Origin of the sequence: Salmonella sp. SJTUF15570 (assembly GCF_043357055.1) — a bacterium.
Classification (GTDB): domain Bacteria; phylum Pseudomonadota; class Gammaproteobacteria; order Enterobacterales; family Enterobacteriaceae; genus Salmonella; species Salmonella enterica.
On sequence record NZ_JBEUKJ010000001.1, the window covers coordinates 308,577 to 333,131 of the forward strand.

Genomic DNA, 24,555 nt, shown 5'->3' on the forward strand with positions numbered 1-24,555 from the left:
CTTTAGCGAATATTCAGTAACGCATCAAACAGCGCATTCGCGGTCTGCAATACTTGCGCATTCGCCAGATAATACTGCTGATAACGCTGCAAATTGCCGTACTCTTCGTCGAGGTTAACGCCTGAAACTGACTGTTGCTGTTTATAAAGCTGTTTAACCACATTCGCCTGCGTGGTGCTGCTGGTTTTCAGCGTTGACGTTTTGTTACCCACATCGCTGACCAACGTGGCGTAAGCATCGTTAAAAGTTTTGTTGCCGCCCACTACATTGCTGTTTTGTAAGTCCAGCAATGCCTGACCATTGCGGTTATCGCTGTCGCCGGTATCCACGTCAGGATCGAGTTTTGACTCAGACGCCATCGCAATCTCGGCTTCATTCGTCACTTTAACGTTCATGTCGACGATAGCATTGCTGACCGGCTTGAGAAGAAAACTGTCGTTTTTCTGTGCGCCGGTCCCTACCGTCACTTTCAGACCGTCAATCTCCAGTTTTCCGTCAGCATCTTTTGTCGCCGTGAAGGTGGTGTTATCCGCAGTGCGAGTAACCTGCCAGTCTGTACCGTCAAAAACAATCTTATAATCCGTCGCCTGAACCTTCGTGCTGTCGACCACCTTAGCGGTTAGCGATACCGTTTTATCGGCATTATTACTGTTGCTATATACCACCGGCGAGCCAATGCTAAAGAAGTCTTTCCCTTTATTGCCGTCGGCGTCATAACCTTTGGTATGCTGCGCGTTAAACGCATCGGCAAACGCCAACGCCAACTGGCCCAGCGTATTACGAGTCTGATCCAGATCCTGAGAACGGAACGTCAGTAGCCCGCCGAGCGAACCGGTGTTCAGCAACTTTTCCGGAATTTCGATGTTACCGGCGGCCTCATCGACATAAGCGACAGTCGTTCGCGTCGGGTCGGCGCTGGAGGGAACCGCCGCCAACTGACGCGCCGTCGCCCCCTGCACCAGCGTATAGCCATTGGCCATCGTCAGGTTATAGGTGCCGCCGTCCTGTACACTCACCTCGACGCCAACGATCTTGTTAAGCTCGCTGACCAACTGATCACGCTGATCGAGCAGGTCGTTCGGCGATGCGCCCGCGCCTACGCCCGTCATACGGGAGATTTGATCGTTCAGGTTAGCTATCTGCTTCGCGTAATTGTTGATTTGCGCCACGCTGGAGCCAATCGCGATATTGACCTGTTTATCCTGATCGCGCAGATACTGATCGGTGGTTTTGAACTGGTTTACCAGCCCTTCCGCTTTACCAATCAGCGCCTGACGCGCCGCAGGATCTTCCGCATTACTGACTAACGTTTGCAGGCTGGTAAAAAAACTCTGCAACGAACCAGACAGTGAGCTGGATTTATCGGCCAGCAGGTTGTCGATTTTCGACATCTGTTCATAGCGCGTGGTCAAGCCGCTGCTCTGGTTTTGCGCGCCGCGTAGCTGATTAGTGATAAACGCATCATATTCGCGCTGTACGCCTGAAACGTAAACGCCATTACCTATCCAGCCGCCAGCCCCTAACGTACTGTTTGCCTGCGCCAGAATAGTTGTCTGCCGGGTATAACCCGCAACGTTATAATTGTTGATGTTATTACTGACCGTATTTAACGCGGCCTGCGCGGCGTTAAGTCCGCTCATGGCGTGATTAATCAAGCTGGACATGATGGTTCCTTTTAATCCTTCAATACTCGTTGTTATCGGCAGCGACTACGTGGACTTGAGCAATTTAAAAGAGATTGTCGAGATTCGCGCTGTAGGTTTTGCTGACCTTTTCACTCATCGCTTTCAACTGCTGAATCATGCTGGTCAATTTACGCGCGTAATTCGGGTCAGTGGCGTATCCGGCGTTTTGCAGAGCCACTGCGCCTTGCTCTGCCGTGGCGGCAGTGGTCACGGCAGCGTAGCGTGGGTTACGCGTTAACAGCGCGACATAATCCGATAACGCCTCCAGATACGAGCTATAGACGCGGAATTTCGCTTTCACTTTTTTCGCTTCGCCATTCTCGTATTCAGTGGTGGTGATTTCCGTCACCGGCCCTTTCCAACTGGCGGTCGCTTTCACGCCAAATACGTTATAGCTGGGTTCGCCATTCTCCCGCAGGATTTGCCGTTGCCCCCAGCCGGACTCCAGCGCCGCCTGCGCCAGAATCAGATGATGCGGCACCCCGCTTTGTTCGCTGGCCAGCCTCGCCGGGAGCGAAAGCCGGGCCAGAAAGTCTTTACTGTCGCCGGAGAGCGGCGCATCGCTGCTGTCCGGCGTTTTCGGTATGGCTTTGCGCACCAGTTGGGTCAGCGCCTGATTTTGATAGCTGTTTACCGTCTCCAGGGAGAATTTAAGCGGTACTTGCGGCGCATCATCCGCAGGCATCGTCTGCCCGCCCGTCATCTGTTTAACCATCATATCCGCCAGCCCCAATCCCTTACCGGCGGTCATCTGCTGGGCGATCTGCTGGTCATACATGCTGGTATACAGACGCGTCTGATCGCTGCTGAATAAACCATCTTTGGGTAAAGCCTCGCGCATACTTTTCAGCATCATCTGCACAAACATCCCTTCCACCTGACGGGCCACAGGACGGATATTCGCCGCCGGGTCCTGGCCCGCTTTCGCTTTCAGTTCGTTCAGAGATTGCGCATCCCAGGCCGCGCTGGCCAGCAATTTACCGTCTCCGATCATCAGATGATTTCCAGTTTGGCGCGTAGACAGCCCGCGCTCTGCATGGACTGCAAAATCGACATCAGGTCCATCGGCGTCGCGCCAAGCGCATTCAACGCGCGCACTACGCTGTTCAGATTGGCGCTGGAACGCACGCTCTGTAGCGATCCGCCGCTCTGACGCAAATCTATCTGAGTCTGTGGCGTCACCACGGTCTGCCCGCCGCCAAATGGCGTATTCGGCTGGTTGACGTTGAGCTGGCGATTGACTGTCACTGACAAATTGCCCTGCGCCACAGCGCAGCTATCCAGCGTGACTTCCCGATTCATGACCACCGAACCGGTACGCGAGTTGATCACGACTTTTGCATCCTGCGGCGTCACGTTGACTTCCATATTTTGAATGTCCGCCAGAAAACGCACCTGCGAGCTGTTGCCGCTGGGCACGCGTACCTGTACCGTTCGCGCATCAAGTGCAGTGGCGCTGCCGTAACCGCGGGCGCGGTTGATGGCGTCGGTAATTTGCTGCGCCATCGTAAAATCTTCGTCGTTCAATTGCAGATTAATGGTGTTGCCAGCGCCGAACTGAGTCGGCAACTCGCGTTCGATAATCGCGCCATTAGTGATGCGCCCGCCATTAAGCTGGTTAACCTGCACGCTACTGCCGCCTGCGGAAGCGCCCGCGCCGCCGACCAGAATATTGCCCTGCGCCAGAGCATACACCTGGCTGTCCACCCCTTTTAACGGCGTCATTAATAACGTCCCGCCACGCAGACTTTTAGCGTTCCCCATTGAGGAAACGACGACATCGATCGTTTGTCCCTGTCGCGCAAAAGGCGGATACGACGCCGTCACCATCACCGCCGCCACGTTTTTCAACTGCATGTTGGTGCCGGTGGGGACCGTAATCCCCAGTTGTGACAGCATGTTATTCAGCGTCTGGGTGGTAAATGGCGTCTGGGTCGTCTGGTCGCCCGTACCGTCCAGCCCAACCACCAGCCCGTAGCCGATCAGCGAGTTTTCCCGTACTCCCTGGACACTGGTCAGATCCCGGATACGCTCGGCATGCGCCAGAGTGGCAACCAGTGCCAGAACGATTCCTGCAAGAGCTTTAAACACATACACCTCGCTTACATCGGCGACAAATTAAGGAAGAAACGTTGCAGCCAGCCCATATTTTGCGCTTCGTTAATATAGCCGTTCCCGACATATTCAATCCGCGCATCCGCCACCTGTGTCGAGGGAACGGAGTTGCTGCCGCTGATGGTGCGTGGATTTACCACGCCGGAGAAGCGGATGAATTCCGTTCCCTGATTAATCGCGATCTGTTTTTCCCCCACGACGTGTAAATTGCCATTGGCCAGAACCTGATCGACGGTCACGGTCAGCGTGCCGCTAAAGGTATTGCTGGCATTCGCGCCGCCTTTGCCGTTAAAAGAGTTGCCGCCGGAGGCCTCCATATCCGCGCGGGAATTACCGAATAATCCCTGCAGATAACGCGGTACCGTATCAAAACCAAAACTGGTTTTGCCGTCGCGACTGGCATTTGCCGACGAGCTTTTACTGGCGCTGACGTTTTCCTGTAACACAATCGTGAGCGTATCGCCGATATTACGCGGTCGACGATCTTCAAAAAGCGGCTGATAGCCATAATTAATCGGCTGCGCAGACTGAAATATGGAGCCATTCGCCACCGGTACCGGGCCAGGTATCGGCTGCGCCGTGGTCGCCCCCTGCACGAGCGGTTTAGCGGGTATCCAGGCGCATCCTGTCAGCGTCGCGACCATCAGGGCCATAACTGGGTAAGCGTGAAGCGCGTATTTTTGCATTACCTTCATCTTCAAAATCAGGGAGCCGGTGGCGTATCCCCACCGGCGGCCCCTTAGAGTTGCGTCAGTTTCTGCAGCATCTGATCGGTCGTCGATACTGCTTTACTGTTAATTTCATAGGCGCGTTGAACCTGAATCATGTTCACCAGCTCTTCCGCCACGTTAACGTTCGACGTTTCGACATACCCTTGATACAACAACCCCGCGCCGTTGAGCCCCGGCGTGCTTTCGTTCGGCGCGCCGGACGATTGCGTTTCGATATAGAGGTTCTCGCCGATGCTTTCCAGCCCGGTGTCGTTCATAAAGGTGGTCAGGTTAAGCTGCCCGACCTGAACCGGCGCGGCCTGCCCCTGCTGGGTCACGCTGACCACGCCGTCGCGGCCAATCGTGATGCTTAACGCGTTGGCCGGAATGGTGATTGCCGGCTGCACCTGAAAACCGCCCGCCGTCACCAGTTGACCATTCTGATCCACCTGGAAAGAGCCATCGCGGGTATAAGCAGACGTACCGTCCGGCAGCATGACCTGGAAAAAGCCCTGCCCTTTAATCGCCACATCTTTACTGTTGTTGGTCTGCGACAGGTTCCCCTGACTGTGCAGACGCTCCGTGGCGACCGGACGCACGCCGGTACCGATTTGCAGCCCTGAAGGCAGCGTCGTCTGCTCGGACGACTGCGCGCCCGGCTGGCGGATGGTCTGATACAACAGATCTTCAAATACCGCGCGCTGACGCTTAAAACCATTGGTGCTGACGTTTGCCAGGTTATTGGCAATCACATCCATATTGGTTTGCTGCGCGTCCAGACCGGTTTTGGCGATCCATAATGAACTGATCATAAAATGTCCTGTATTAACTCATCGACAGCAGTTGGTTAGCTCGCCCTTCGTTCTCATCTACGCTGGTGATAACCTTCATCTGCATTTCAAAACGACGTGCGTTGGCGATCATGTCGGTCATCGCTTCAACCGGCTTGACGTTACTGCCCTCCAGCACGCCCGACATAATGCGAATTGACGGGTCGGCGGCCAGTACCGCCCCGCGTTCAGCCTGTGCCTCGGCGGTAAGGCGGAATAAACCGTTATCGCTCCGCTGCACCTCATTGCCTTCCGCTTTGACCAGCTTCAGTCGCCCAACGGGCGCCACCGTGTTTGGCGGGTCGCCGGGATTGAGCGCGGAGATCGTGCCGTCTGCCGCAATGGTGATTTCCGACCCTTCAGGAACGGTAATCGGGCCGCCTTCGCCGATAACCGGATGTCCCTGAATGGTTAACTGCCCGGTCGGACCCACCTGGATATTCCCGTTACGGGTATATCCTTCAGCGCCATCCGCCGCTTGCACTACCAGCCAGCCGTCCTGCTGTAACGCGACATCCAGCGGACGGGAGGTGTAGTCCAACTGACCCGGGGTCATATCCGCCCCGGGCGTCGACGCCGTAACCAGCGTGCGCGTTGCTAAAGAGAGGCCATCAACGGGCACCGCGCGTAGCGCGTTAAGCTGCGCGCGAAAGCCCGGCGTTGAGGCATTAGCCAGGTTGCTGGCCGTTACCGCCTGCTGGTTAAGCGTCTGGCTGGCCGCCCCCATGGCGGTATAAATTGCGTGATCCATTAAGCTATCCCGTCAGGCGCTTAGCGCAGGTTAACCAGCGTATTGAGGATCTGGTCCTGGGTTTTGATGGTCTGCGCATTCGACTGGTAGTTACGCTGCGCGACGATCATATTCACCAGCTCTTTACTCAAATCCACGTTAGAGGCTTCCAGCGCGCCGTTCGTCAGCTTACCGAAGTTGCCGGAACCGGCAGTCCCCAGCAGCGCAACCCCGGAAGCCTGCGTCGCCGCCCAGACGTTATCGCCCTGGGATGCCAGACCTTCGTTGTTGGCGAAGTTAGCCAGCACAATCTGCCCCAGCACCTGCTCCTGCTCGTTGGAGTAGTTGCCAACCACGGTGCCATCATTGTTAATCTGGTAGCTCACCAGGTCGCCAGGCTTATAGCCGTTTTGATTGGTGGCGACGATGTTATTAGCCCCGGTGTTCTGCTGCATGGAGTTAAGGAAGCTGAGGGAGAAGGTGGCCGCTGTCGCGCCATTAATCGTACCGGTGGTGATGTTCACCGTACCGCCAGACTCCAGAATCCCGTTTTCATTGAATTTCAGCGTAGTGGACGCCGTTGTTGGCGCAGTGGCTGCAGGATCGCTGCTGTCATGGGTGTACACAGCCCATTCATTATCTTTGGTTTTCACAAAATAGACGTTCATGTCATGGGCATTACCCTGGCTGTCATAAACGGTGACGGTGCCTTTTTTGTTATACGAATCCGCATCACTCACGCTAAAGGGCGTTTTAGACGGTACAGGGTCCGTTGAGTTCAGGTTGATCTGCATTGACGCGGTGGTAGTCGATTTCGCCGCCATCAGCGTGTTCGGAATGGTGATCGGCGCAGGATTCGCCCCCTGCTGAATGGTCGGCGGCGTACCGGTGGCCGGATAGCCGGTCAACTGCATCCCCTGCATATTGACCAGGTTACGGTTCTCGTCCAGTTTGAACTGGCCGTTGCGGCTATAGAACACGGAACCGTTGCTGTCTACCAGGCGGAAAAAACCGTTCTGGCTAATCGCGACATCCAGCCCGCGCCCGGTGTTCGTTGTCGTACCGTCGGTAAAATCCTGGGTAATCCCCGCCACTTTTACGCCCAGCCCCACTTTGGAACCGGCGAACATATCGGCAAATGATGCCGTACCGGACTTAAAGCCATAGGTGGCGGAGTTGGCGATGTTATTACCGATAACATCAAGGTTGGTGGCCGCAGCGTTCAGGCCGCTAACCGCTTGAGAAAAAGACATGACTGACTCCTGATAAGTGTAAGGGCTTAGATTATTTGCCGAACTTCGTCGAGTGTGGTGGTGCCGTAGGTACCCAGATCCAACAGGTTGCCGTTACTGCCCTTCGTCACGCCCTGTACCAGAGCGAATTGCAGCGGCTGCGCCACCAGTTGCGTCCCGCCATTGCTGGCGGTAATCGCAATGTTGTAAGAACCATTCGGTACCGTTGTTCCGTCCGTTTGCTTACCATCCCAGGTAAAGGTGTGTACCCCGGCTCGCAACTCACCGATCTCCAGCGTCCGTACCACCCGGCCATCTTTATCGGTAATGGTTGCCGTCACTTTGTCCGCAGGCTGTTGCAATTCCACGCCAAACGGCGTCGTGGACGTCACGGCCCCTTCTTCCGCGCCTTTACCCGCCAGAATTGTGGTGCCAGGCACCATAACGCCATGTCCAATCAGCGTGGTCGCCTGTAGGGACTGACTATTATCGATTTGCCCGGAAATAGCCCCCAGCGTCGTATTCAGTTTTTCAATGCCGCTCACGGTACTGATTTGCGCCAACTGCGTCGTTAACTCATTATTTTGTAATGGGTTAGTCGGGTCCTGGTTCTTCAATTGCGCGACCAGTAAGGTCAGGAAACTGCTTTGCAGATCGGCAGCGTTGCTTCCGGTCATCGATCCGCTGCCGGTCGTCGTTTTGACGCCCGTGTTGGTCGGGTCATTCATATTTACGGCAATAGACATACGCGCCTCCTTTACTGGCCTAATGTCAGCGTTTTAAGCATCATGCTTTTTACGGTATTCAGGACTTCGATATTTGCCTGATAGCTGCGCGAGGCTGACATCGTGTTGACCATTTCGCCGACCACATCGACGTTGGGCATTTTGACGTAACCATTAGCGTCCGCCAGCGGGTTGCCTGGCTCATAAACCAGCTTTTCCGGTGCCTGACTTTCAATCACGCTGGCGACCTTTACCCCGCCAGTGGCTTGACCCGGCACGGCGTCCACCTGAAAAACCACCTGTTTGGCGCGATAAGGCTGTCCGTCCGGGCCGGTGACGCTATCCGCATTCGCCAGGTTACTGGCCGCAACGTTCAACCGCTTGGACTGTGCGGCAAGCGCCGATCCGGCAATATCAAAAATGTTTAACAGCGCCACGAATTAGTTTCCTCCCTGTAGCACATTCATCATGCCTTTGAGTTGGCTACCCAGAACGGTAAGCCCCATCTGATATTTGAGACTGTTATCCGCAAACTGCGTACGTTCCCTGTCCATATCTACGGTGTTACCATCCAAAGAAGGCTGATCGGGTACGCGATAAAGCAGATCCACTGCGGGAGAAGAGACCGCCTGGGCGGGAATATGGTGAGAGGAAGTCAACGTTAACGCGACGCCGCCGGTTTCTTCCCGTCCACGCACCATCACCTTTTTTAACTCACTGGCAAAATCAATATCGCGCGCCTGATACCCCGGCGTATCGGCATTGGCGATATTCGCCGCTAATATTTCCTGACGTTGCGCGCGCAGATTTAGCGCTTCCTGCTGAAATCGTAAGGCGGCATCGAGCCTGTCGAGCATATCTCCTCCGCAAATGGCAAAATTCAGCCGACAGCTTAAATGCCTTCACGCGCGCGTTATCGCCGGAATAAACGCAAAATGCGTCGCTATTTATTGCGTTGATGCCTGCTTCACACGGGTAGAATCCTGTCATGACATCAACCAGGGGGAAGTACCATGCAAACGTTAAAACGAGGATTCGCCGTGGCGGCTTTGCTGTTCAGCCCCCTGACAATGGCGCAGGACATCAACGCCCAGCTGACCACGTGGTTTTCCCAGCGTCTGGCTGGCTTCAGCGACGAGGTGGTTGTCACGCTCCGTTCATCGCCCAATCTGCTACCGAGCTGCGAACAGCCAGCCTTCAGCATGACGGGCAGCGCGAAGCTGTGGGGCAACGTCAATGTGGTGGCGCGCTGCGCCAATGAAAAACGTTATTTGCAGGTGAATGTGCAAGCGACCGGCAATTATGTCGCCGTTGCCGCGCCCGTCGCGCGCGGCGGAAAATTGACGCCGGCCAACGTCACGCTAAAACGTGGCAGGCTGGATCAGTTACCGCCGCGGACGGTACTGGATATCCGTCAGATTCAGGATGCCGTCAGTTTGCGCGATCTCGCACCCGGGCAGCCGGTACAGCTTACGATGATACGTCAGGCCTGGCGCGTCAAAGCGGGGCAACGAGTACAGGTCATCGCCAATGGCGAGGGGTTCAGCGTCAATGCGGAAGGTCAGGCGATGAATAATGCCGCCGTCGCGCAAAATGCGCGCGTGCGCATGACATCGGGTCAAATCGTGAGTGGAACCGTCGATTCTGATGGGAATATTCTTATTAACCTATAATTGTGTAAAGATTTTGTCGCGGCTGCCGATGAGATATTCAACCATGATGGTAGCTGGCCGCTACAACGTAACCCTCGATGAGGATAAATAAATGAGCATTGACCGTACCTCACCTTTGAAACCCGTTAGCACTGTCCAGACGCGCGAAACCAGCGACACGCCGGTACAAAAAACGCGTCAGGAAAAAACGTCCGCCGCGACGAGCGCCAGCGTAACGTTAAGCGACGCGCAAGCGAAGCTCATGCAGCCAGGCGTCAGCGACATTAATATGGAACGCGTCGAAGCATTAAAAACGGCTATCCGTAACGGTGAGTTAAAAATGGATACGGGAAAAATAGCAGACTCGCTCATTCGCGAGGCGCAGAGCTACTTACAGAGTAAATAAGCGTATGACTCGTTTGTCAGAAATACTTGACCAGATGACCACCGTCCTGAATGACCTGAAGACGGTGATGGACGCCGAGCAACAACAGCTTTCCGTAGGCCAGATTAACGGCAGCCAGCTACAGCGTATTACAGAAGAAAAAAGCTCGTTGCTGGCGACGCTGGATTATCTGGAACAACAGCGCCGTCTGGAGCAGAACGCGCAGCGTAGCGCAAACGATGACATTGCAGAGCGCTGGCAGGCGATTACCGAAAAAACGCAGCATCTTCGCGACCTCAACCAGCACAACGGCTGGCTGCTGGAAGGGCAAATCGAGCGTAATCAACAGGCGCTGGAGGTGCTGAAACCTCACCAGGAGCCGACCTTGTACGGGGCTGACGGTCAGACTTCCGTCTCTCACCGCGGCGGTAAAAAAATTTCTATCTAATCATTGCCGGATGGCGACGTTGCGCCTTTCCGGCCTGAATGCCTTGTAGGCCTGATAGCACAGCGCTATCAGGCACTGAATTTACGCTGTCCGGCGAACAAACTCTTTCACTTTAAAGCCCAGCACGGCAAGCGCGGCGAAATAGGCCGCGATACCCGCGATCACTACCGCCATCAAACGCAGCAAACGCCATAACATCGACCCTTGCGACCACTCCGGCATAATATGCAACACGCCGAACAATACGGCGGCCATCACCAGTACGGAAATGATCAGACGCATCAGGAACCACATCCAGCCCGGTTGTGGCGTAAAGATATTCTGTTTACGCAGTTGCCAGTACAGCAACGACGCATTGAGACATGCCGCCAGACCAATAGAGAGCGACAGCCCGGCGTGTTTCAGCGGTCCAATAAACGCCAGGTTCATTAACTGCGTCATGATTAACGTCACTATGGCGATTTTCACCGGCGTTTTAATATCCTGGCGAGAATAGAAGCCCGGGGCCAACACTTTTACGACGATCAAGCCAATCAGCCCCACCGAATAGGCGATTAACGCCCGCTGCGTCATTGCCGCATCAAAGGCGGTGAATTTACCGTACTGAAACAGCGAGACCGTCAGCGGCTTCGCCAGAATGCCTAACGCTACCGCGCTCGGCAACGCCAGTAAAAAGCACAAACGCAGCCCCCAGTCCATCAGGCGGCAGTACTCATCATGATTGCCGCTGGCAAAGCTTTTCGACAATGACGGCAACAGGATGGTCCCCAACGCCACGCCCAGCACGCCGGACGGGAACTCCATCAACCGATCGGCATAGTACATCCATGAGACCGAGCCGGAGGCCAGAAACGAGGCAAAAATGGTATTGATGATAAGGGAAATCTGACTGACGGATACGCCCAAAATCGCCGGCCCCATCTGTTTGACCACCCGCATCGCCCCGGTGTCGCGAAAGTTAATGCGCGGCAGCACCAGCATACCGATCTTTTTCAAATACGGAAGTTGATACACCAGTTGCAGCACGCCGCCGACGGTGACTGCCCAGGCTAACGCCAGCACCGGCGGATTAAAGTATGGCGCGGCGAATAATGCAAAACCGATCATGCTGATATTAAGAAATGTCGGCGCAAAAGCGGGAATAGAGAAGCGATTCCAGGTGTTGAGAATGGCGCCAACCAGTGAAGCCAGCGAGATCAGCAGAATATAGGGAAACGTAATCCGCAGCAGTTGCGTCGTCAGCGCGAATTTATCCGCAGTATCGGCAAAACCCGGCGCGGTTACCATAATCACCCACGGGGCGGCCAGCATACCGGCCACCGTCACGACGGCCAATGCCAGCGTCAACAGGCCGGAAACGTAAGCGACAAAGATCCGCGTCGCTTCTTCACCCTGCTTGCTCTTATATTCCGCCAGGATAGGCACAAAGGCCTGAGAAAAAGCGCCTTCGGCAAAGATCCGGCGTAGTAGATTGGGGAGTTTAAACGCCACAAAAAAGGCGTCGGTCGCCATCCCTGCGCCAAAAATTCTGGCGACAATCGCATCACGGGCAAAGCCCAACACGCGTGAAAACATAGTCATCGAGCTGACGGCAGCCAGCGATTTCAATAAATTCATTTCTTTTGTATTCCAGACCCTGGCGTAAAACTCCTGCATGGCTGATCCATCGACCGGATAACGCAACTTCTGCCGTATCCGGCTGTATCACCGCGCCTGACGGCGACGTTAAAACGTCTTATCAGGCCTTACAGACTCCCCACGGTTTGCCATTATTCACTGTGAAAAGAGGTATTGTGTAGAGTGGGCATATATACCCGCCATACTTCGAGCTGCATGTGCGTTAGCTTTTCTGCAACTCGAATTATTGAGGGTATAGTACCTGGATTACGATGAATTACTACCGCCAGATGTTACAGAGGGTTATTCGCTGATGGCGTCCCGCCACAGCGCCTCCACGACGCGCTGGGCCAAAATCGCCTGCTCCCCCGCCGTTTCCGGAACCGTCTGATTTTGTACGCAGTCAATGAAATGCCGCGCGCATCCGACAAAACCACGCTGTTCAAGCGTCGTTTGCCAACCAGGAATGGGTTTGATGAGAATACCCTGCCCGCGCTCTTCGCGCCATTCACGCATATCCGTCACGTCATATAGCCCGCCGTCGGTGACGGCCTGGACCGATTCACGCTGACTTCCGGCGCGCCGGTGCATACTGGTGGTAATTTGTAGTTTGTCGGCGGAAAAATGATGTTCCGCATAGCACATTTCGCCGGACTCGCTGGTGAGCAACGTGCCGCTGGCAAGGCGCGCCTCGCCGCCCGCCAGCCACAGAGCGGTATCCACGACATGCAGATAGTCATCGAGCAAAGTAAAACGTAAGTCGTGCGGCCCGATGCTATCGGTACGATGTTTATCCATACGTAGTGACGCCGCAGTGCCGAGGCGCGTCTTCAGTTCGCGGTACAGCGGCGCGAAACGGCGATTAAAGCCAACCATCAGCGTCAATTTTTTTTGCGCCGCCAGCGCCACCAGCCGTTCGGCATCACGTAGATTTTCCGCCAGCGGTTTATCCACGCAAACATGGACGCCGGCATTGAGAAGTTCGCTGACCACGGCATAATGGCTTGCGGTACTGGAGTGGACGAAGACCGCATCGCAGCCGGACGCTAAATTCGCCAGCGAATCCACATACGGTATGCGCCAGCTTTCGCAGATACGTAAGGCTTTATCCCGCGAAGGAGACCAGGCGCCCTGTAACGTCCATCCGGCGGTGTTGGTTAATACCGGCAGCCAGGCCTTCTGCGCAATACCGCCTAATCCGACAATGCCAATCCGTAATGTTCTCACATTACTCCCCCAGGTGAGCTAACAAAGAATCCAGCCGCTGCTTTAACTCCGCCACTTCGCTTTCCAGCGCTTCGACGCGCGACTGAAGATCGCCCGACGCACTTTCCGGCGCAGACGTCTGGAGAGACAGTTCATCGACGTCGCCGCAAAAAAGGTGCATATAACGGCTTTCGCGCTTACCCGGTTCACGCGCCAGACGGACGACATACGGGCCGTCCTCACGACTGGCAAGCCGTTCCAGCGTGGATTCAACTTCCGTCATATCGCTGAATTCATGCATCCGCGACGCCCGGCTACGCAACTCGCCGGGCGTTTGCGCGCCGCGCAGCAGCAGCGTAGTGACGAGCGCCACTTCCGCCGCGCTAAGTTTCAGATCGCCAAATTCGGAATTACAGAAGCGCTGTTCATATTTGGTGACGCGGTTGCCAAACCCGCTGACCGTACGCAAAAAGTGGCGTTTCACCAGGTTATCGAGCTGTTCCTGCACCTCTTGTTCCGTCAGGTTCATCACCGGTTCACGGTTGGTTTTCTGATTACAGGCTGTCACCACCCCGTTGACGGAAAGCGGATACTGTTCCGGCGTTGTCACCTGCTTTTCCAGCAGACAGCCAATCACTCGCGCTTCAGTGGCGGTTAATTCATATTTCATCGTTTTCTCCCTTTGCCTCTCATTCCGTAAGCCGCTCAACGCCCCGGCGTCCATAACGGCGTGGTTAACGCCGTCAGGACATGGTCGCGCCATTGTCCATCAATCAACAGATAATCTTTCGCATAGCCTTCTTTTTCAAAGCCAAGCCGCGCCAGCAACGCGCCGCTACGTTTGTTGTGCGGCATATAGTTCGCCATGATACGGTGGATATGCTGAGTGCGCTGCATATAGCGAATCGCAGCGGTTAAGGCTTCAAACATCAGCCCTTGCCCCTGCCACTTTTGCGCAATGGAATAGCCCAGATAACAGGCATGAAAAGAACCGCGCACCACATTGGAAAAATTCGCCACGCCGATAATTTCTTTTTCTTCCGGATCAAGTAGCGCGAAATAGAAGGCGGAGCCCTGTTTGTGAAATTCACCGATCATTCCCAGACGCGCCTGCCATCCTGAAGGATAACAATGACTTTCATCACGGACCGGTTCCCAGGGTTTTAAAAAATGACGATTTTCCGCGTAATAATCGGCCAGACGCCAGGCATCACGCTCATGCACTAAACGTACCACCAGACGATCGGTGGTTAAGCGCACTTTTGGCACGTTACTACGATAGCCAAACATTCTATACCTACTCCTTCCTGTAACGTCTTCAGCACGCCAGTAACATTACTATACCTGCGCAACCAGGCTCTGTGAAAAGCGCAAATCGTCATTTTTTGAATTGCTGCCACATTTTGATGAAAACTCTCGATTAAAAAGGACTTTTGATAAAAAAATATTGTCCCGCTAACGGTAGGAAAAAACGAAACGCCGCCGCAGAATAGAAGACGCTCATCTTTTATTTCCCGGGAGGGGAAATGTCGCGCGTCTCGCAGGCGAGGAACCTGGGTAAATATTTTCTTCTCATCGATAACATGTTGGTGGTGCTGGGTTTTTTCGTCGTCTTCCCGCTCATCTCTATTCGCTTTGTCGATCAAATGGGGTGGGCTGCCGTAATGGTAGGGATCGCGCTCGGCCTGCGCCAGTTTATTCAACAAGGTCTGGGCATTTTTGGCGGCGCCATCGCCGATCGCTTTGGCGCGAAACCGATGATTGTCACCGGTATGCTGATGCGCGCCGCAGGCTTTGCCACCATGGGTATCGCGCATGAGCCCTGGCTCTTGTGGTTTTCCTGCTTTCTTTCCGGTCTCGGCGGTACGCTTTTCGACCCGCCGCGCTCAGCGCTGGTGGTCAAATTAATTCGTCCGGAGCAACGGGGCCGCTTCTTCTCTCTGTTGATGATGCAGGACAGCGCGGGCGCGGTGATTGGCGCGCTGCTGGGAAGCTGGTTGCTACAATACGATTTTCGTCTGGTCTGCGCGACAGGCGCTATTTTGTTCATATTATGCGCCCTTTTCAACGCATGGCTGCTTCCGGCCTGGAAGCTATCAACGGTCAGAACGCCGGTGCGTGAAGGAATGCGCCGCGTCATGAGCGATAAAAGGTTTGTCACCTACGTGCTGACGCTGGCGGGCTATTATATGCTGGCGGTACAGGTCATGTTAATGCTGCCGATTATGGTAAACGATATCGCCGGTTCGCCTGCTGCCGTGAAATGGATGTACGCTATCGAAGCGTGTCTCTCGCTGACGTTGCTCTACCCGATTGCCCGCTGGAGCGAAAAGCGTTTTCGGCTGGAGCATCGGCTGATGGCCGGTTTGCTCGTCATGTCGCTGAGCATGCTCCCCATCGGGATGGTGGGCAATTTACAGCAGCTTTTTACGCTTATTTGCGCTTTCTACATCGGCTCGGTTATCGCCGAACCGGCGCGCGAAACGCTCAGCGCGTCGCTCGCGGACGCGAGGGCGCGGGGAAGCTATATGGGCTTTAGCCGTCTGGGATTAGCCATTGGCGGCGCGATTGGTTATATCGGCGGCGGCTGGTTGTTTGATATGGGTAAAGCGCTTGCGCAGCCTGAACTACCGTGGATGATGCTCGGTATTATCGGCTTCATTACCTTTTTGGCTTTAGGCTGGCAATTTAGTCATAAACGCACGCCGCGCCGGATGCTGGAACCCGGCGCCTGATTTGATACCTGTCGCTATCTCCTCCATACTGGTCAGATACCGACAGTCAAATGGAGGAGAAACGTGAAGCTTTATATTTACGATCATTGCCCTTTCTGCGTTAAAGCCCGCATGATTTTCGGCCTGAAGAACATCCCCGTTGAACTTAACGTGTTACAAAATGACGACGAGGCGACGCCCACCCGGATGATTGGTCAAAAGATGGTGCCCATCCTGCAAAAAGATGATAGTCGCTACCTTCCTGAAAGTATGGATATTGTACATTATGTCGACAACCTCGACGGCAAACCGCTGTTAACCGGGAAACGCAATCCAGCCATTGAAGAGTGGTTGCGCAAAGTTAACGGTTACGTTAATCAGCTACTGCTGCCGCGATTTGCAAAATCCGCTTTCGATGAATTTTCTACCCCTGCGGCGCGCCAGTATTTTATCCGCAAAAAAGAAGCCTCATCTGGCAGTTTTGACAACCATCTTGCGCACTCTGCCGGACTGATTAAAAAGATCGGCGATGATTTACGTTTGCTGGATAAACTCATCGTACAGCCTAACGCCGTTAACGGCGAATTATCGGAAGATGATATTCATCTGTTTCCGCTTCTGCGTAATCTGACGCTGGTCGCCGGTATTCACTGGCCGACAAAAGTCGCGGACTATCGCGATAATATGGCAAAGCAGACGCAAATTAATTTACTCTCCTCAATGGCTATCTAACGCCCGCCAGGCGGCAACCCTTTCTTGCCGCCTTTTTCAGCTTTTTCTAGTGGCGCCATGTCCGCTGGCGCGACATGCTGCTTTGTGTCAAGATTAGGGCACAGGCAACATGCTAAGGAACGCCATGAAAAAGTTTTTTTTTGCCGCTGCGCTGGTAGTTAGCGGCCTGTTAGTGGGTTGTAATCAACTTACGCAATACACCATTAGCGAACAAGAAATCAATCAAGCGCTTGAAAAACGGAATAATTTCTCAAAAGATATTGGTCTGCCCGGCATTGCCGACGCGCATATCGTATTGACTAACCTTGTCAGCCAGATTGGTCGGGAAGAACCTAATAAAGTCACCCTTACTGGCGATGCCAGGCTGGATATGAATTCCCTGTTTGGCAGTCAAAAAGCGACGATGAAACTCAAGCTAAAAGCCCTGCCGGTCTTTGATAAAGAAAAAGGCGCCATCTATCTTCAGGAGATGGAAGTAGTAGACGCCACCGTGACGCCGGAGAAAATGCAATCGGTGCTACAAACGCTCCTGCCCTATTTAAATCAGTCTTTACGTAGCTACTTTAACCAGCGGCCCGCTTACGTGTTGCGTGAGGACAGTAGTAAAGGCGAAGCGTTAGCAAAGAAACTCGCGAAAGGCATTGAAGTTAAACCTGGTGAAATCGTTATTCCTTTCACCAATTGATTTCCGAGGGCGCGCTCGCGCCCTTTTTTTTACGTGCAAACGAAAACGTTTCCGCTTATCCTTTGTTTCCGGCAAAAAGACTATTCCTCAGCCGGAGCTTATTAATGACTGCACCATCCCAGGTTTTAAAGATCCGCCGCCCGGACGACTGGCACGTTCACCTTCGCGATGGCGACATGTTAAAAACGGTCGTACCCTATACCAGCGAAATTTATGGTCGCGCTATCGTGATGCCGAACCTGGCGTCCCCCATCACGACCGTTGATGCAGCGATCGCCTACCGCCAGCGTATTCTCGATGCGGTGCCCGCCGGGCATGATTTCACGCCGTTAATGACCTGCTATTTAACGGATTCGCTCGATGCCGATGAACTGGAGCGTGGTTTCCATGAAGGCGTGTTTACTGCGGCTAAGCTTTACCCGGCCAATGCCACCACTAACTCCAGTCATGGCGTAACGTCAGTCGACGCTATCATGCCGGTACTGGAGCGGATGGAAAAACTCGGAATGCCATTGCTGGTCCACGGTGAGGTGACCCATGCGGAGGTTGATATCTTCGATCGCGAAGCGCGTTTTATCGACACCGTAATGGAACCGCTACGCCAGCGTCTGACCGCGCTTAAAGTGGTCTTTGAGCACATCACGACCAAAGATGCCGCGCAGTATGTACGTGATGGCAACGACTACCTGGCGGCTACCATTACGCCTCAACATTTAATGTTTAACCGTAATGATATGCTGGTCGGCGGCATTCGTCCTCACCTGTACTGTCTGCCGATTCTGAAACGCAATATTCACCAACAGGCGTTACGCGAACTGGTTGCCAGTGGTTTTACGCGCGCCTTCCTGGGGACGGATTCAGCGCCGCATTCACGTCATCGTAAAGAGACCAGTTGCGGCTGCGCCGGTTGTTTCAACGCCCCCTCCGCCCTTGGCAGTTATGCCGCCGTGTTTGAGGAAATGAACGCGCTGGCGCACTTTGAAGCGTTCTGTTCACTGAATGGCCCGCAATTCTATGGCCTGCCGGTGAATACGGGGTGGGTGGAACTGGTTCGCGATGAACAACAGGTACCGGAAAATATCGCGCTGGCTGATGATTCGCTGGTGCCTTTTTTAGCGGGTGAAACAGTACGCTGGTCAGTAAAAAAATAAAAAATGCGCTTACCTGTTGCTATATATTGGATTTAACTGTATATATATCCAGTACATTCAGCAGGGGGCCATTATGCGTATTGAAGTCACTATAGCCAAAACGTCACCTCTGCCTGCCGGTGCGATTGATGCGCTGGCGGGCGAACTCTCCCGCCGTATTAGCCATCATTTTCCGGAGAATTTGGGTAACGTCACCGTGCGTTACGCTACCGCCAACAACTTGTCCGTCATTGGCGCATCAAAAGAGGACAAAGAACGCATTAGCGAGATTCTCCAGGAGACCTGGGAGAGCGCTGATGACTGGTTCATCAATGAATAAAAAATGATATGCAGTGATGTATGTTTGCCGGGTCGCCCCGGCTTTTTTATTTGCGCAACTGATGAATATTTCGCCTGACCGTCAAAATAATTGCACAACATCCTAAAAAAATATGAATGAACTGCCGCTTTATTGTTCATATAATTCTTAAAAAGAGAAATTTATCCTCCGGTCTCTTTAAAAACGCAGTGAATAGCCTTATTAATTGGTATACTGAAGTTGCTTCAGAAGAAAAACACGCATTGAACCTCGAGAACCGTTGTCTTATAACACGTACCAGGGGGGCATGATGGAAAAGAATAATGAAGTCATTCAGACCCATCCGCTTGTAGGATGGGACATCAGCACCGTCGATAGCTATGATGCGCTGATGCTGCGTTTACACTACCAGACCCCAAATCGTCCGGAACCGGAAGGGACTGAAGTTGGTCAAACGCTCTGGTTAACAACAGATGTAGCCAGGCAATTTATTTCAATATTAGAAGCCGGCATCGCCAAAATAGAATCAGGCGATTACCAGGAAAACGAGTATCGTCGCCATTAGCGTGACGCGCTCCCCCTCTCTCAGGCACCGTAAGGTGCCTCACTTATTTCTGGCTTGTATATCTCAGCGCAGTTATTTACCCTGAAATCATCGCGATAGCAGAGAGAAGCTGATGAAATACGACCTTATTATTATCGGCAGCGGTTCGGTTGGCGCCGCCGCTGGTTATTACGCCACCCGCGCCGGGCTAAAGGTCCTGATGACCGATGCGCATATGCCGCCTCATCAACAGGGCAGCCACCACGGCGATACCCGTCTTATCCGCCATGCTTATGGTGAAGGCGAAAAATATGTCCCACTGGTGCTTCGCGCCCAGGCGCTTTGGGATGAACTCTCCACACACAATGAAGAGCCTATTTTTGTCCGCTCCGGCGTCGTTAACCTCGGCCCGGCCGATTCCGCTTTCTTAGCCAACGTCGCACGAAGCGCACAACAGTGGCAATTGAACGTCGAGCGCCTGGACGCGACGGCCCTCATGACGCGCTGGCCGGAAATTCGCGTGCCCGATAATTATATCGGGCTGTTTGAAGCTGACTCCGGTTTCCTGCGCAGCGAATTAGCCATTACCACATGGCTTCGTCTGGCCCGAGAGGCAGGCTGCGCACAGCTATTCAACAGCCCGGTAAGCCATATTCACCATGATGATAACGGTGTGACGATAGAGACGAGTGAAGGCAGCTACCACGCCAGCAAGGCGCTGATTAGCGCGGGCACCTGGGTCAAAACGCTGGTACCGGAGCTGCCCGTTCAGCCCGTACGTAAAGTTTTTGCCTGGTTTAAGGCGGATGGACGTTACAGCACTAAAAACCGCTTTCCGGCCTTTACCGGCGAAATGCCCAACGGCGATCAATATTACGGTTTCCCGGCGGAGAACGACGAGTTAAAAATCGGCAAACACAATGGCGGACAGCTAATACAAGCTCCGGAAGAGCGCAAGCCCTTTGCCGCCGTTGCCAGCGATGGCGCGGAAGCATTTCCTTTCCTGCGTAACGTACTGCCGGGTATCGGCGGTTGTTTACATGGGGCGGCATGTACCTATGATAATTCGCCGGACGAGGATTTTATTATCGATACGCTGCCTGGCCATGAGAACACGCTTGTCATCACTGGACTCAGCGGACATGGTTTTAAATTCGCCCCGGTGTTAGGAGAAATCGCTGCGGATTTTGCGTTGGGAAAAACGCCCTCCTTTGATCTGACGCCGTTCCGGCTTTCCCGTTTTAGCCAATAATTTGTCGGCCCCGTAAAGGGGCTGTTTATTAAGGTAAGCTATGCGTCGTCTCTTTCATTTTCAGATGAATAATATTCGCGAACATTTCATGCTTTACGTTATTCTTTGGTCACTGCTGGCGGTGATGGATATTGTTTATCTCCTTTTCTTCTGATTGCTTTTCATTGACGTTAACTGACACTTCCTGAAAGTTCCTCACTTTTTATTTCATAACGTTGAAGCACGGCAATAATGTCAGTTCCTGCCGTTGTGCGGTTATCAGGGGGAAATATCTCGAAACTTCTGAAGCTGAACCGCAAACAACATCAAAATTATTGAAATAAAAATAAATATCATTTAAATTCTTATTTATAAGTTGCATTCGACGCTTTTCCACGCCATTTTCATTCTCTCGTGAAATATTCATTGGTGTGTTTATGCAATTTAAAAATACTCCACAGCGTTATGGCGTGGTTTCCGCCGCGCTCCACTGGCTGACCGCCCTGGTGGTCTATGGCATGTTTGCGTTGGGTTTATGGATGGTCACGCTCAGTTATTACGACGGCTGGTATCACCAGGCGCCGGAAATACATAAAAGTATTGGCATATTACTGATGATGGCGCTGATCGTGCGTATTATCTGGCGGCTTTATTCTCCGCCGCCCGTTGCGTTGACCAGCTATTCCCGTTTAACGCGCGCTGGCGCCGCCGCGGGTCATCTTCTCCTGTATCTCCTGCTCTTTGCGATAATCATTAGCGGCTACCTGATTTCCACCGCCGACGGTAAACCGATTAGCGTCTTTGGCTGGTTTGAGATTCCGGCCACGCTTACGGACGCGGGCGCGCAGGCTGACATCGCCGGAACGCTGCATCTGTGGTTTGCCTGGTCGCTGGTCATTATCTCGCTCTCGCATGGGGTTATGGCGCTAAAACACCATTTCATCGATAAAGACGACACACTGAAACGTATGACAGGAATGTCGTCATCTGACTATGGAGCTCAAAAATGAAAAAGAACCTGCTGGGATTCACCCTCGCATCCTTGTTATTCACGACCGGTTCCGCCGTGGCGGCGGAGTATAAAATTGATAAAGAAGGCCAACATGCGTTCGTCAATTTCCGCATTCAGCATCTGGGCTACAGCTGGCTGTACGGCACCTTTAAAGATTTCGACGGCACGTTCACTTTTGACGAAAAAAATCCGTCGGCAGACAAAGTGAACGTGACCATTAACACCAATAGCGTCGACACTAACCATGCCGAACGTGACAAACACCTGCGTAGCGCGGAATTTCTTAATGTTGCGAAATTCCCGCAGGCAACCTTCACCTCTACCAGCGTGAAAAAAGAGGGCGATGAACTGGATATTACCGGCAATCTAACGCTCAATGGCGTGACTAAACCGGTGACGCTGGAAGCGAAGCTGATGGGCCAGGGCGACGATCCGTGGGGCGGTAAGCGCGCGGGCTTTGAGGCCGAAGGAAAAATTAAGCTGAAGGATTTCAATATAACTACCGATCTCGGCCCGGCCTCACAAGAGGTTGAGCTTATCATCTCAGTAGAAGGCGTTCAGCAGAAGTAACGCCTGGCGAAATGCCGGATAGCAGCCTTTACGCTGCTATCCGGCAAAATATTACTCAGCCGGATCGGGAATGCTCAGTTTGCTATTAAGCCGACCCCGCGATTTATTAAAAATTTTGTTGCCGTTCTCACGACCCGCGCGACGTCGGCGCTGTTCTTCCTCCGGCAAGGCCAACTCTTCACAGCATTGTTCACTACAGCAGCCGTTAAATTTACTGGCGCACTGCGGACACTGGATAAACAGCAGATGGCAACCGTCGTTTTTGCAGTTGGTATGGCTATCGCAGGACGCGCCGCACTGATGGCAATGCGCGATAACCTCATCCGAGATGCGCTCGCCCATTCGCTCATCAAATACAAAGTTTTTGCCGATAAAGCGAACGGGAAGCCCCTGCTCGCGCGCGCGACGGGCGTACTCAATGATGCCACCCTCAATATGCCAGACTTTATTGAAACCGTTGTGTTTCATCCAGGCGCTGGCTTTCTCACAACGAATACCGCCGGTACAGTACATCACTATCTTTTTATCTGCATGTTCCCGCAGCATTTCAACCGCTTTTGGCAACTGTTCACGAAACGTATCCGCCGGGATTTCCAGAGCATTTTCGAAATGGCCGACTTCATACTCATAGTGGTTGCGCATATCAATAAAGACCGCGTCAGGATCGTCCAGCATCGCATTCACATCTGCCGCCTTCAGATAATCGCCGACATTACTGGCGTCAAAACTCGGATCATCAATACCGTCAGCAACGATACGGTCGCGAACTTTCATACGCAGCACCCAAAATGACTTTCCGTCATCCTCCAGCGCGATATTTAAACGCAGCCCGTCCAGCGCGGGATCGAACGTATAAAGCTGTTGACGAAAGGTCTCGAGCTTGCTTTGCGGCACGCTGATTTGCGCATTGATGCCTTCATGCGCCAGGTAAACGCGACCAAAAACGTCCAACGCCGTAAACACCTGATACAACGCGTCCCGCGTCTGTTGCGGAGAGGCGATAGTGAAATATTTATAAAAAGAAATTGTCGTACGCGGCTCGCTTTCCGCCAGCATTTTGGCTTTCAGCTCGTCATTAGAGATGCGGTTGTGTAACACTGGCATGGTGTACGTATCCTGCAATCAGCAAAAAATAAAGTGGGCAGGCATGATAAGGCAAGTCTCGCCAATTTACATCCACACATTTTGCGCTACATTTCCTGCTTTACACTAAATAATTAACAACAATTGTCGATTTAATCGCCACTCTCCTGCTACATATTTTTGCTCAACGCAAAAAGATGCGAGAATACGGGGAATTGTTCGTTGAAAGACAGGATAGAAATGACGAAGTTGCCTAAGTTCTCCGTGGCCTTACTGCACCCGCGCTATTGGTTAACCTGGTTGGGTATAGGCGCGCTTTGGTTGGTCGTGCAACTCCCCTACCCGGTCATCTATAAATTGGGTTGCGCATTGGGCCACCTGGCGCGACGCGTAATGAAACGCCGCGCGAAAATCGCCTATCGCAACCTTGAATTATGCTTTCCGGAAATGACCGCGCAGGAACGCCACACCATGGTGGTCAAAAACTTTGAATCCGTCGGTATGGGCGTGATGGAAACCGGCATGGCCTGGTTCTGGCCCGATCGGCGAGTGAACCGCTGGATGGAAGCGAGCGGTCTGGAGCATATCCGTGAAGTTAAGGCGCAGGGGCTGGGGTTCATTCTGGTAGGAATACATTTTCTTACCCTTGAGTTTGGCGCCCGCATGTTTGGTATGCATAACCCGGGGATCGGGGTTTATCGCCCGAATGATAATCCGTTGCTCGACTGGTTACAGACCTGGGGGCGCTTACGCTCCAATAAATCAATGTTGGATCGCAAAGATCTGAAAGGCATGGTTAAGGCATTGAAAAGCGGCGAATTGATCTGGTATGCGCCGGATCACGATTATGGCCCGCGCGCCAGCGTTTTTGTACCATTATTCGCTGTCGACCAGGCTGCCACGACCTCCGGTACCTGGATGCTCGCGCGCATGTCTAAAGCCTGTATTATCCCCTTCGTGCCTCGCCGTAAACCCGATGGGAAAGGCTACGAACTGATCATTCTTCCTGCGGAATATTCGCCTCCGCTGGAGAGCGCAGAAGCGACTGCCGCGTGGATGAATAAAATTGTTGAGCAGTGCATTATGATGGCGCCAGAGCAATATATGTGGCTGCATCGCCGCTTTAAAACTCGCCCTGAAGGCGTACCGTCGCGCTATTGACAGGATTGCAGCCGTCAGGCTGCAATTTTTCCCCTCTTT

At 53.3% G+C, this 24,555-nt stretch carries 29 protein-coding genes; 14 read left to right on the forward strand and 15 right to left on the reverse strand.

The features are described from left to right. Nucleotides 1-2: 2 nt before the first annotated feature. The 10 genes from flgK to flgB all read right to left on the reverse strand — a co-directional run bounded on the left by flgK (nt 3) and on the right by flgB (nt 8,884). Nucleotides 3-1,664, reverse strand: coding sequence for a flagellar hook-associated protein FlgK (gene flgK / locus ABVN44_RS01610; protein WP_000096422.1), 1,662 nt, complete (start codon nt 1,662-1,664; stop codon nt 3-5). A 64-nt stretch (nt 1,665-1,728) separates the two neighbouring features. Continuing rightward, on the reverse strand, nt 1,729-2,679 hold the full coding sequence (flgJ, locus tag ABVN44_RS01615; protein ID WP_000578685.1) for a flagellar assembly peptidoglycan hydrolase FlgJ: 951 nt from the start codon (nt 2,677-2,679) through the stop codon (nt 1,729-1,731). Then, entirely contained in the window at nt 2,679-3,776 is a 1,098-nt protein-coding gene (locus ABVN44_RS01620; protein ID WP_001518955.1) for a flagellar basal body P-ring protein FlgI, read from the reverse strand. The genes flgJ and ABVN44_RS01620 overlap by 1 nt, the downstream gene beginning before the upstream one ends. Before the next feature lie 11 nt (nt 3,777-3,787). Continuing rightward, nucleotides 3,788-4,486 carry a flagellar basal body L-ring protein FlgH gene (gene flgH, locus ABVN44_RS01625; protein ID WP_001174897.1) on the reverse strand — a complete coding sequence of 233 codons (699 nt, stop codon included), beginning with the start codon at nt 4,484-4,486 and terminating at the stop codon, nt 3,788-3,790. A 53-nt stretch (nt 4,487-4,539) separates the two neighbouring features. Continuing rightward, a complete protein-coding gene (flgG, locus tag ABVN44_RS01630) occupies nt 4,540-5,322 on the reverse strand; it encodes a flagellar basal-body rod protein FlgG (protein ID WP_000625851.1) in 783 nt (260 codons plus the stop codon). A 13-nt stretch (nt 5,323-5,335) separates the two neighbouring features. Continuing rightward, nucleotides 5,336-6,091, reverse strand: a complete 756-nt coding sequence (locus ABVN44_RS01635) for a flagellar basal body rod protein FlgF (RefSeq protein WP_129339439.1) — start codon at nt 6,089-6,091, stop codon at nt 5,336-5,338. A 20-nt stretch (nt 6,092-6,111) separates the two neighbouring features. Continuing rightward, nucleotides 6,112-7,323 (reverse strand): flagellar hook protein FlgE, encoded by a 1,212-nt coding sequence (flgE, locus tag ABVN44_RS01640; protein WP_000010567.1) that lies wholly within the window; start codon nt 7,321-7,323, stop codon nt 6,112-6,114. A gap of 26 nt (nt 7,324-7,349) precedes the next feature. Then, nucleotides 7,350-8,048: a flagellar hook assembly protein FlgD gene (flgD, locus tag ABVN44_RS01645; RefSeq protein WP_000020450.1), complete on the reverse strand. Its 699-nt coding sequence runs from the start codon at nt 8,046-8,048 to the stop codon at nt 7,350-7,352. A gap of 11 nt (nt 8,049-8,059) precedes the next feature. Continuing rightward, the gene (flgC, locus tag ABVN44_RS01650; RefSeq protein ID WP_023231472.1) at nt 8,060-8,464 is read right to left on the reverse strand and encodes a flagellar basal body rod protein FlgC; all 405 of its coding nucleotides are present in this window, start codon (nt 8,462-8,464) and stop codon (nt 8,060-8,062) included. Nucleotides 8,465-8,467: 3 nt separating this feature from the next. Next, nucleotides 8,468-8,884: a flagellar basal body rod protein FlgB gene (gene flgB, locus ABVN44_RS01655; protein ID WP_000887043.1), complete on the reverse strand. Its 417-nt coding sequence runs from the start codon at nt 8,882-8,884 to the stop codon at nt 8,468-8,470. 156 nt (nt 8,885-9,040) lie between these two features. On the opposite strand from flgB, the gene flgA reads away from it, so the two are divergent. The 3 genes from flgA (at nt 9,041) to flgN (ending at nt 10,512) form a co-directional block, all read left to right on the forward strand. After that, nucleotides 9,041-9,700 (forward strand): flagellar basal body P-ring formation chaperone FlgA, encoded by a 660-nt coding sequence (gene flgA / locus ABVN44_RS01660; RefSeq protein WP_001194086.1) that lies wholly within the window; start codon nt 9,041-9,043, stop codon nt 9,698-9,700. 91 nt (nt 9,701-9,791) lie between these two features. Further along, the gene (gene flgM / locus ABVN44_RS01665; protein WP_000020893.1) at nt 9,792-10,085 is read left to right on the forward strand and encodes a flagellar biosynthesis anti-sigma factor FlgM; all 294 of its coding nucleotides are present in this window, start codon (nt 9,792-9,794) and stop codon (nt 10,083-10,085) included. A 4-nt stretch (nt 10,086-10,089) separates the two neighbouring features. Then, the gene (gene flgN, locus ABVN44_RS01670) at nt 10,090-10,512 is read left to right on the forward strand and encodes a flagella biosynthesis chaperone FlgN (protein WP_000197547.1); all 423 of its coding nucleotides are present in this window, start codon (nt 10,090-10,092) and stop codon (nt 10,510-10,512) included. Between the two features lie 81 nt (nt 10,513-10,593). On the opposite strand, the gene murJ is transcribed toward flgN, so the two are convergent. The 4 genes from murJ to rimJ all read right to left on the reverse strand — a co-directional run bounded on the left by murJ (nt 10,594) and on the right by rimJ (nt 14,625). Beyond that, nucleotides 10,594-12,129, reverse strand: coding sequence for a murein biosynthesis integral membrane protein MurJ (gene murJ, locus ABVN44_RS01675; RefSeq protein WP_001537775.1), 1,536 nt, complete (start codon nt 12,127-12,129; stop codon nt 10,594-10,596). A gap of 303 nt (nt 12,130-12,432) precedes the next feature. Continuing rightward, nucleotides 12,433-13,356: a Gfo/Idh/MocA family protein gene (locus ABVN44_RS01680; RefSeq protein ID WP_001259725.1), complete on the reverse strand. Its 924-nt coding sequence runs from the start codon at nt 13,354-13,356 to the stop codon at nt 12,433-12,435. Nucleotide 13,357: 1 nt separating this feature from the next. Further along, complete coding sequence (locus ABVN44_RS01685; protein ID WP_000873048.1) at nt 13,358-14,005, reverse strand: YceH family protein; 648 nt, start codon at nt 14,003-14,005, stop codon at nt 13,358-13,360. Nucleotides 14,006-14,040: 35 nt separating this feature from the next. Further along, nucleotides 14,041-14,625: a ribosomal protein S5-alanine N-acetyltransferase gene (gene rimJ / locus ABVN44_RS01690; RefSeq protein WP_000468204.1), complete on the reverse strand. Its 585-nt coding sequence runs from the start codon at nt 14,623-14,625 to the stop codon at nt 14,041-14,043. A gap of 236 nt (nt 14,626-14,861) precedes the next feature. Here rimJ and mdtH point away from each other — a divergent pair, with 236 nt between their 5' ends. The 10 genes from mdtH (at nt 14,862) to ABVN44_RS01740 (ending at nt 22,272) form a co-directional block, all read left to right on the forward strand. Then, nucleotides 14,862-16,070 carry a multidrug efflux MFS transporter MdtH gene (gene mdtH, locus ABVN44_RS01695; RefSeq protein WP_000092178.1) on the forward strand — a complete coding sequence of 403 codons (1,209 nt, stop codon included), beginning with the start codon at nt 14,862-14,864 and terminating at the stop codon, nt 16,068-16,070. A gap of 63 nt (nt 16,071-16,133) precedes the next feature. Next, nucleotides 16,134-16,781, forward strand: a complete 648-nt coding sequence (gene grxB, locus ABVN44_RS01700; RefSeq protein WP_000780893.1) for a glutaredoxin 2 — start codon at nt 16,134-16,136, stop codon at nt 16,779-16,781. A gap of 124 nt (nt 16,782-16,905) precedes the next feature. Continuing rightward, nucleotides 16,906-17,466 carry a lipoprotein gene (locus ABVN44_RS01705; protein WP_000713057.1) on the forward strand — a complete coding sequence of 187 codons (561 nt, stop codon included), beginning with the start codon at nt 16,906-16,908 and terminating at the stop codon, nt 17,464-17,466. A gap of 104 nt (nt 17,467-17,570) precedes the next feature. Next, entirely contained in the window at nt 17,571-18,617 is a 1,047-nt protein-coding gene (gene pyrC, locus ABVN44_RS01710; protein ID WP_000126604.1) for a dihydroorotase, read from the forward strand. Between the two features lie 73 nt (nt 18,618-18,690). Then, nucleotides 18,691-18,936 carry a DNA damage-inducible protein I gene (gene dinI, locus ABVN44_RS01715; protein ID WP_001217763.1) on the forward strand — a complete coding sequence of 82 codons (246 nt, stop codon included), beginning with the start codon at nt 18,691-18,693 and terminating at the stop codon, nt 18,934-18,936. 289 nt (nt 18,937-19,225) lie between these two features. Next, nucleotides 19,226-19,480 carry a biofilm formation regulator BssS gene (bssS, locus tag ABVN44_RS01720; protein ID WP_000414441.1) on the forward strand — a complete coding sequence of 85 codons (255 nt, stop codon included), beginning with the start codon at nt 19,226-19,228 and terminating at the stop codon, nt 19,478-19,480. Nucleotides 19,481-19,592: 112 nt separating this feature from the next. Next, nucleotides 19,593-20,711 carry an N-methyl-L-tryptophan oxidase gene (gene solA, locus ABVN44_RS01725; protein WP_023231287.1) on the forward strand — a complete coding sequence of 373 codons (1,119 nt, stop codon included), beginning with the start codon at nt 19,593-19,595 and terminating at the stop codon, nt 20,709-20,711. A 40-nt stretch (nt 20,712-20,751) separates the two neighbouring features. Continuing rightward, entirely contained in the window at nt 20,752-20,865 is a 114-nt protein-coding gene (locus ABVN44_RS01730; RefSeq protein WP_052908370.1) for a YceO family protein, read from the forward strand. Between the two features lie 262 nt (nt 20,866-21,127). Then, nucleotides 21,128-21,700 carry a cytochrome b gene (locus tag ABVN44_RS01735; RefSeq protein ID WP_001159784.1) on the forward strand — a complete coding sequence of 191 codons (573 nt, stop codon included), beginning with the start codon at nt 21,128-21,130 and terminating at the stop codon, nt 21,698-21,700. Continuing rightward, nucleotides 21,697-22,272 carry a YceI family protein gene (locus ABVN44_RS01740; protein WP_000739886.1) on the forward strand — a complete coding sequence of 192 codons (576 nt, stop codon included), beginning with the start codon at nt 21,697-21,699 and terminating at the stop codon, nt 22,270-22,272. Before ABVN44_RS01735 ends, ABVN44_RS01740 begins: the two co-directional genes overlap by 4 nt. Nucleotides 22,273-22,323: 51 nt before the next feature. On the opposite strand, the gene ABVN44_RS01745 is transcribed toward ABVN44_RS01740, so the two are convergent. Then, nucleotides 22,324-23,376: a rhodanese-related sulfurtransferase gene (locus ABVN44_RS01745; protein WP_001144624.1), complete on the reverse strand. Its 1,053-nt coding sequence runs from the start codon at nt 23,374-23,376 to the stop codon at nt 22,324-22,326. A gap of 219 nt (nt 23,377-23,595) precedes the next feature. Between ABVN44_RS01745 and ABVN44_RS01750 the strand changes: the two genes are divergently transcribed. Continuing rightward, a complete protein-coding gene (locus ABVN44_RS01750) occupies nt 23,596-24,516 on the forward strand; it encodes a Kdo(2)-lipid IV(A) acyltransferase (protein ID WP_000163977.1) in 921 nt (306 codons plus the stop codon). The last annotated feature ends 39 nt before the right edge of the window (nt 24,517-24,555 follow it).

Bases quoted from the DNA above. Each gene is read 5' to 3' on its own strand.
- flgN (WP_000197547.1), top strand. From the start codon at position 10,090: ATGACTCGTTTGTCAGAAATACTTGACCAGATGACCACCGTCCTGAAT.
- flgJ (WP_000578685.1), bottom strand. From the start codon at position 2,679: ATGATCGGAGACGGTAAATTGCTGGCCAGCGCGGCCTGGGATGCGCAA.
- dinI (WP_001217763.1), top strand. From the start codon at position 18,691: ATGCGTATTGAAGTCACTATAGCCAAAACGTCACCTCTGCCTGCCGGT.
- murJ (WP_001537775.1), bottom strand. From the start codon at position 12,129: ATGAATTTATTGAAATCGCTGGCTGCCGTCAGCTCGATGACTATGTTT.
- flgM (WP_000020893.1), top strand. From the start codon at position 9,792: ATGAGCATTGACCGTACCTCACCTTTGAAACCCGTTAGCACTGTCCAG.
- ABVN44_RS01635 (WP_129339439.1), bottom strand. From the start codon at position 6,091: ATGGATCACGCAATTTATACCGCCATGGGGGCGGCCAGCCAGACGCTT.
- flgG (WP_000625851.1), bottom strand. From the start codon at position 5,322: ATGATCAGTTCATTATGGATCGCCAAAACCGGTCTGGACGCGCAGCAA.
- ABVN44_RS01750 (WP_000163977.1), top strand. From the start codon at position 23,596: ATGACGAAGTTGCCTAAGTTCTCCGTGGCCTTACTGCACCCGCGCTAT.
- mdtH (WP_000092178.1), top strand. From the start codon at position 14,862: ATGTCGCGCGTCTCGCAGGCGAGGAACCTGGGTAAATATTTTCTTCTC.
- ABVN44_RS01730 (WP_052908370.1), top strand. From the start codon at position 20,752: ATGCGTCGTCTCTTTCATTTTCAGATGAATAATATTCGCGAACATTTC.
- ABVN44_RS01705 (WP_000713057.1), top strand. From the start codon at position 16,906: ATGAAAAAGTTTTTTTTTGCCGCTGCGCTGGTAGTTAGCGGCCTGTTA.
- flgK (WP_000096422.1), bottom strand. From the start codon at position 1,664: ATGTCCAGCTTGATTAATCACGCCATGAGCGGACTTAACGCCGCGCAG.
- bssS (WP_000414441.1), top strand. From the start codon at position 19,226: ATGGAAAAGAATAATGAAGTCATTCAGACCCATCCGCTTGTAGGATGG.
- ABVN44_RS01685 (WP_000873048.1), bottom strand. From the start codon at position 14,005: ATGAAATATGAATTAACCGCCACTGAAGCGCGAGTGATTGGCTGTCTG.
- pyrC (WP_000126604.1), top strand. From the start codon at position 17,571: ATGACTGCACCATCCCAGGTTTTAAAGATCCGCCGCCCGGACGACTGG.
- ABVN44_RS01745 (WP_001144624.1), bottom strand. From the start codon at position 23,376: ATGCCAGTGTTACACAACCGCATCTCTAATGACGAGCTGAAAGCCAAA.
- flgE (WP_000010567.1), bottom strand. From the start codon at position 7,323: ATGTCTTTTTCTCAAGCGGTTAGCGGCCTGAACGCTGCGGCCACCAAC.
- flgD (WP_000020450.1), bottom strand. From the start codon at position 8,048: ATGTCTATTGCCGTAAATATGAATGACCCGACCAACACGGGCGTCAAA.
- solA (WP_023231287.1), top strand. From the start codon at position 19,593: ATGAAATACGACCTTATTATTATCGGCAGCGGTTCGGTTGGCGCCGCC.
- flgH (WP_001174897.1), bottom strand. From the start codon at position 4,486: ATGCAAAAATACGCGCTTCACGCTTACCCAGTTATGGCCCTGATGGTC.
- rimJ (WP_000468204.1), bottom strand. From the start codon at position 14,625: ATGTTTGGCTATCGTAGTAACGTGCCAAAAGTGCGCTTAACCACCGAT.
- flgB (WP_000887043.1), bottom strand. From the start codon at position 8,884: ATGCTCGACAGGCTCGATGCCGCCTTACGATTTCAGCAGGAAGCGCTA.
- flgA (WP_001194086.1), top strand. From the start codon at position 9,041: ATGCAAACGTTAAAACGAGGATTCGCCGTGGCGGCTTTGCTGTTCAGC.
- ABVN44_RS01740 (WP_000739886.1), top strand. From the start codon at position 21,697: ATGAAAAAGAACCTGCTGGGATTCACCCTCGCATCCTTGTTATTCACG.
- ABVN44_RS01735 (WP_001159784.1), top strand. From the start codon at position 21,128: ATGCAATTTAAAAATACTCCACAGCGTTATGGCGTGGTTTCCGCCGCG.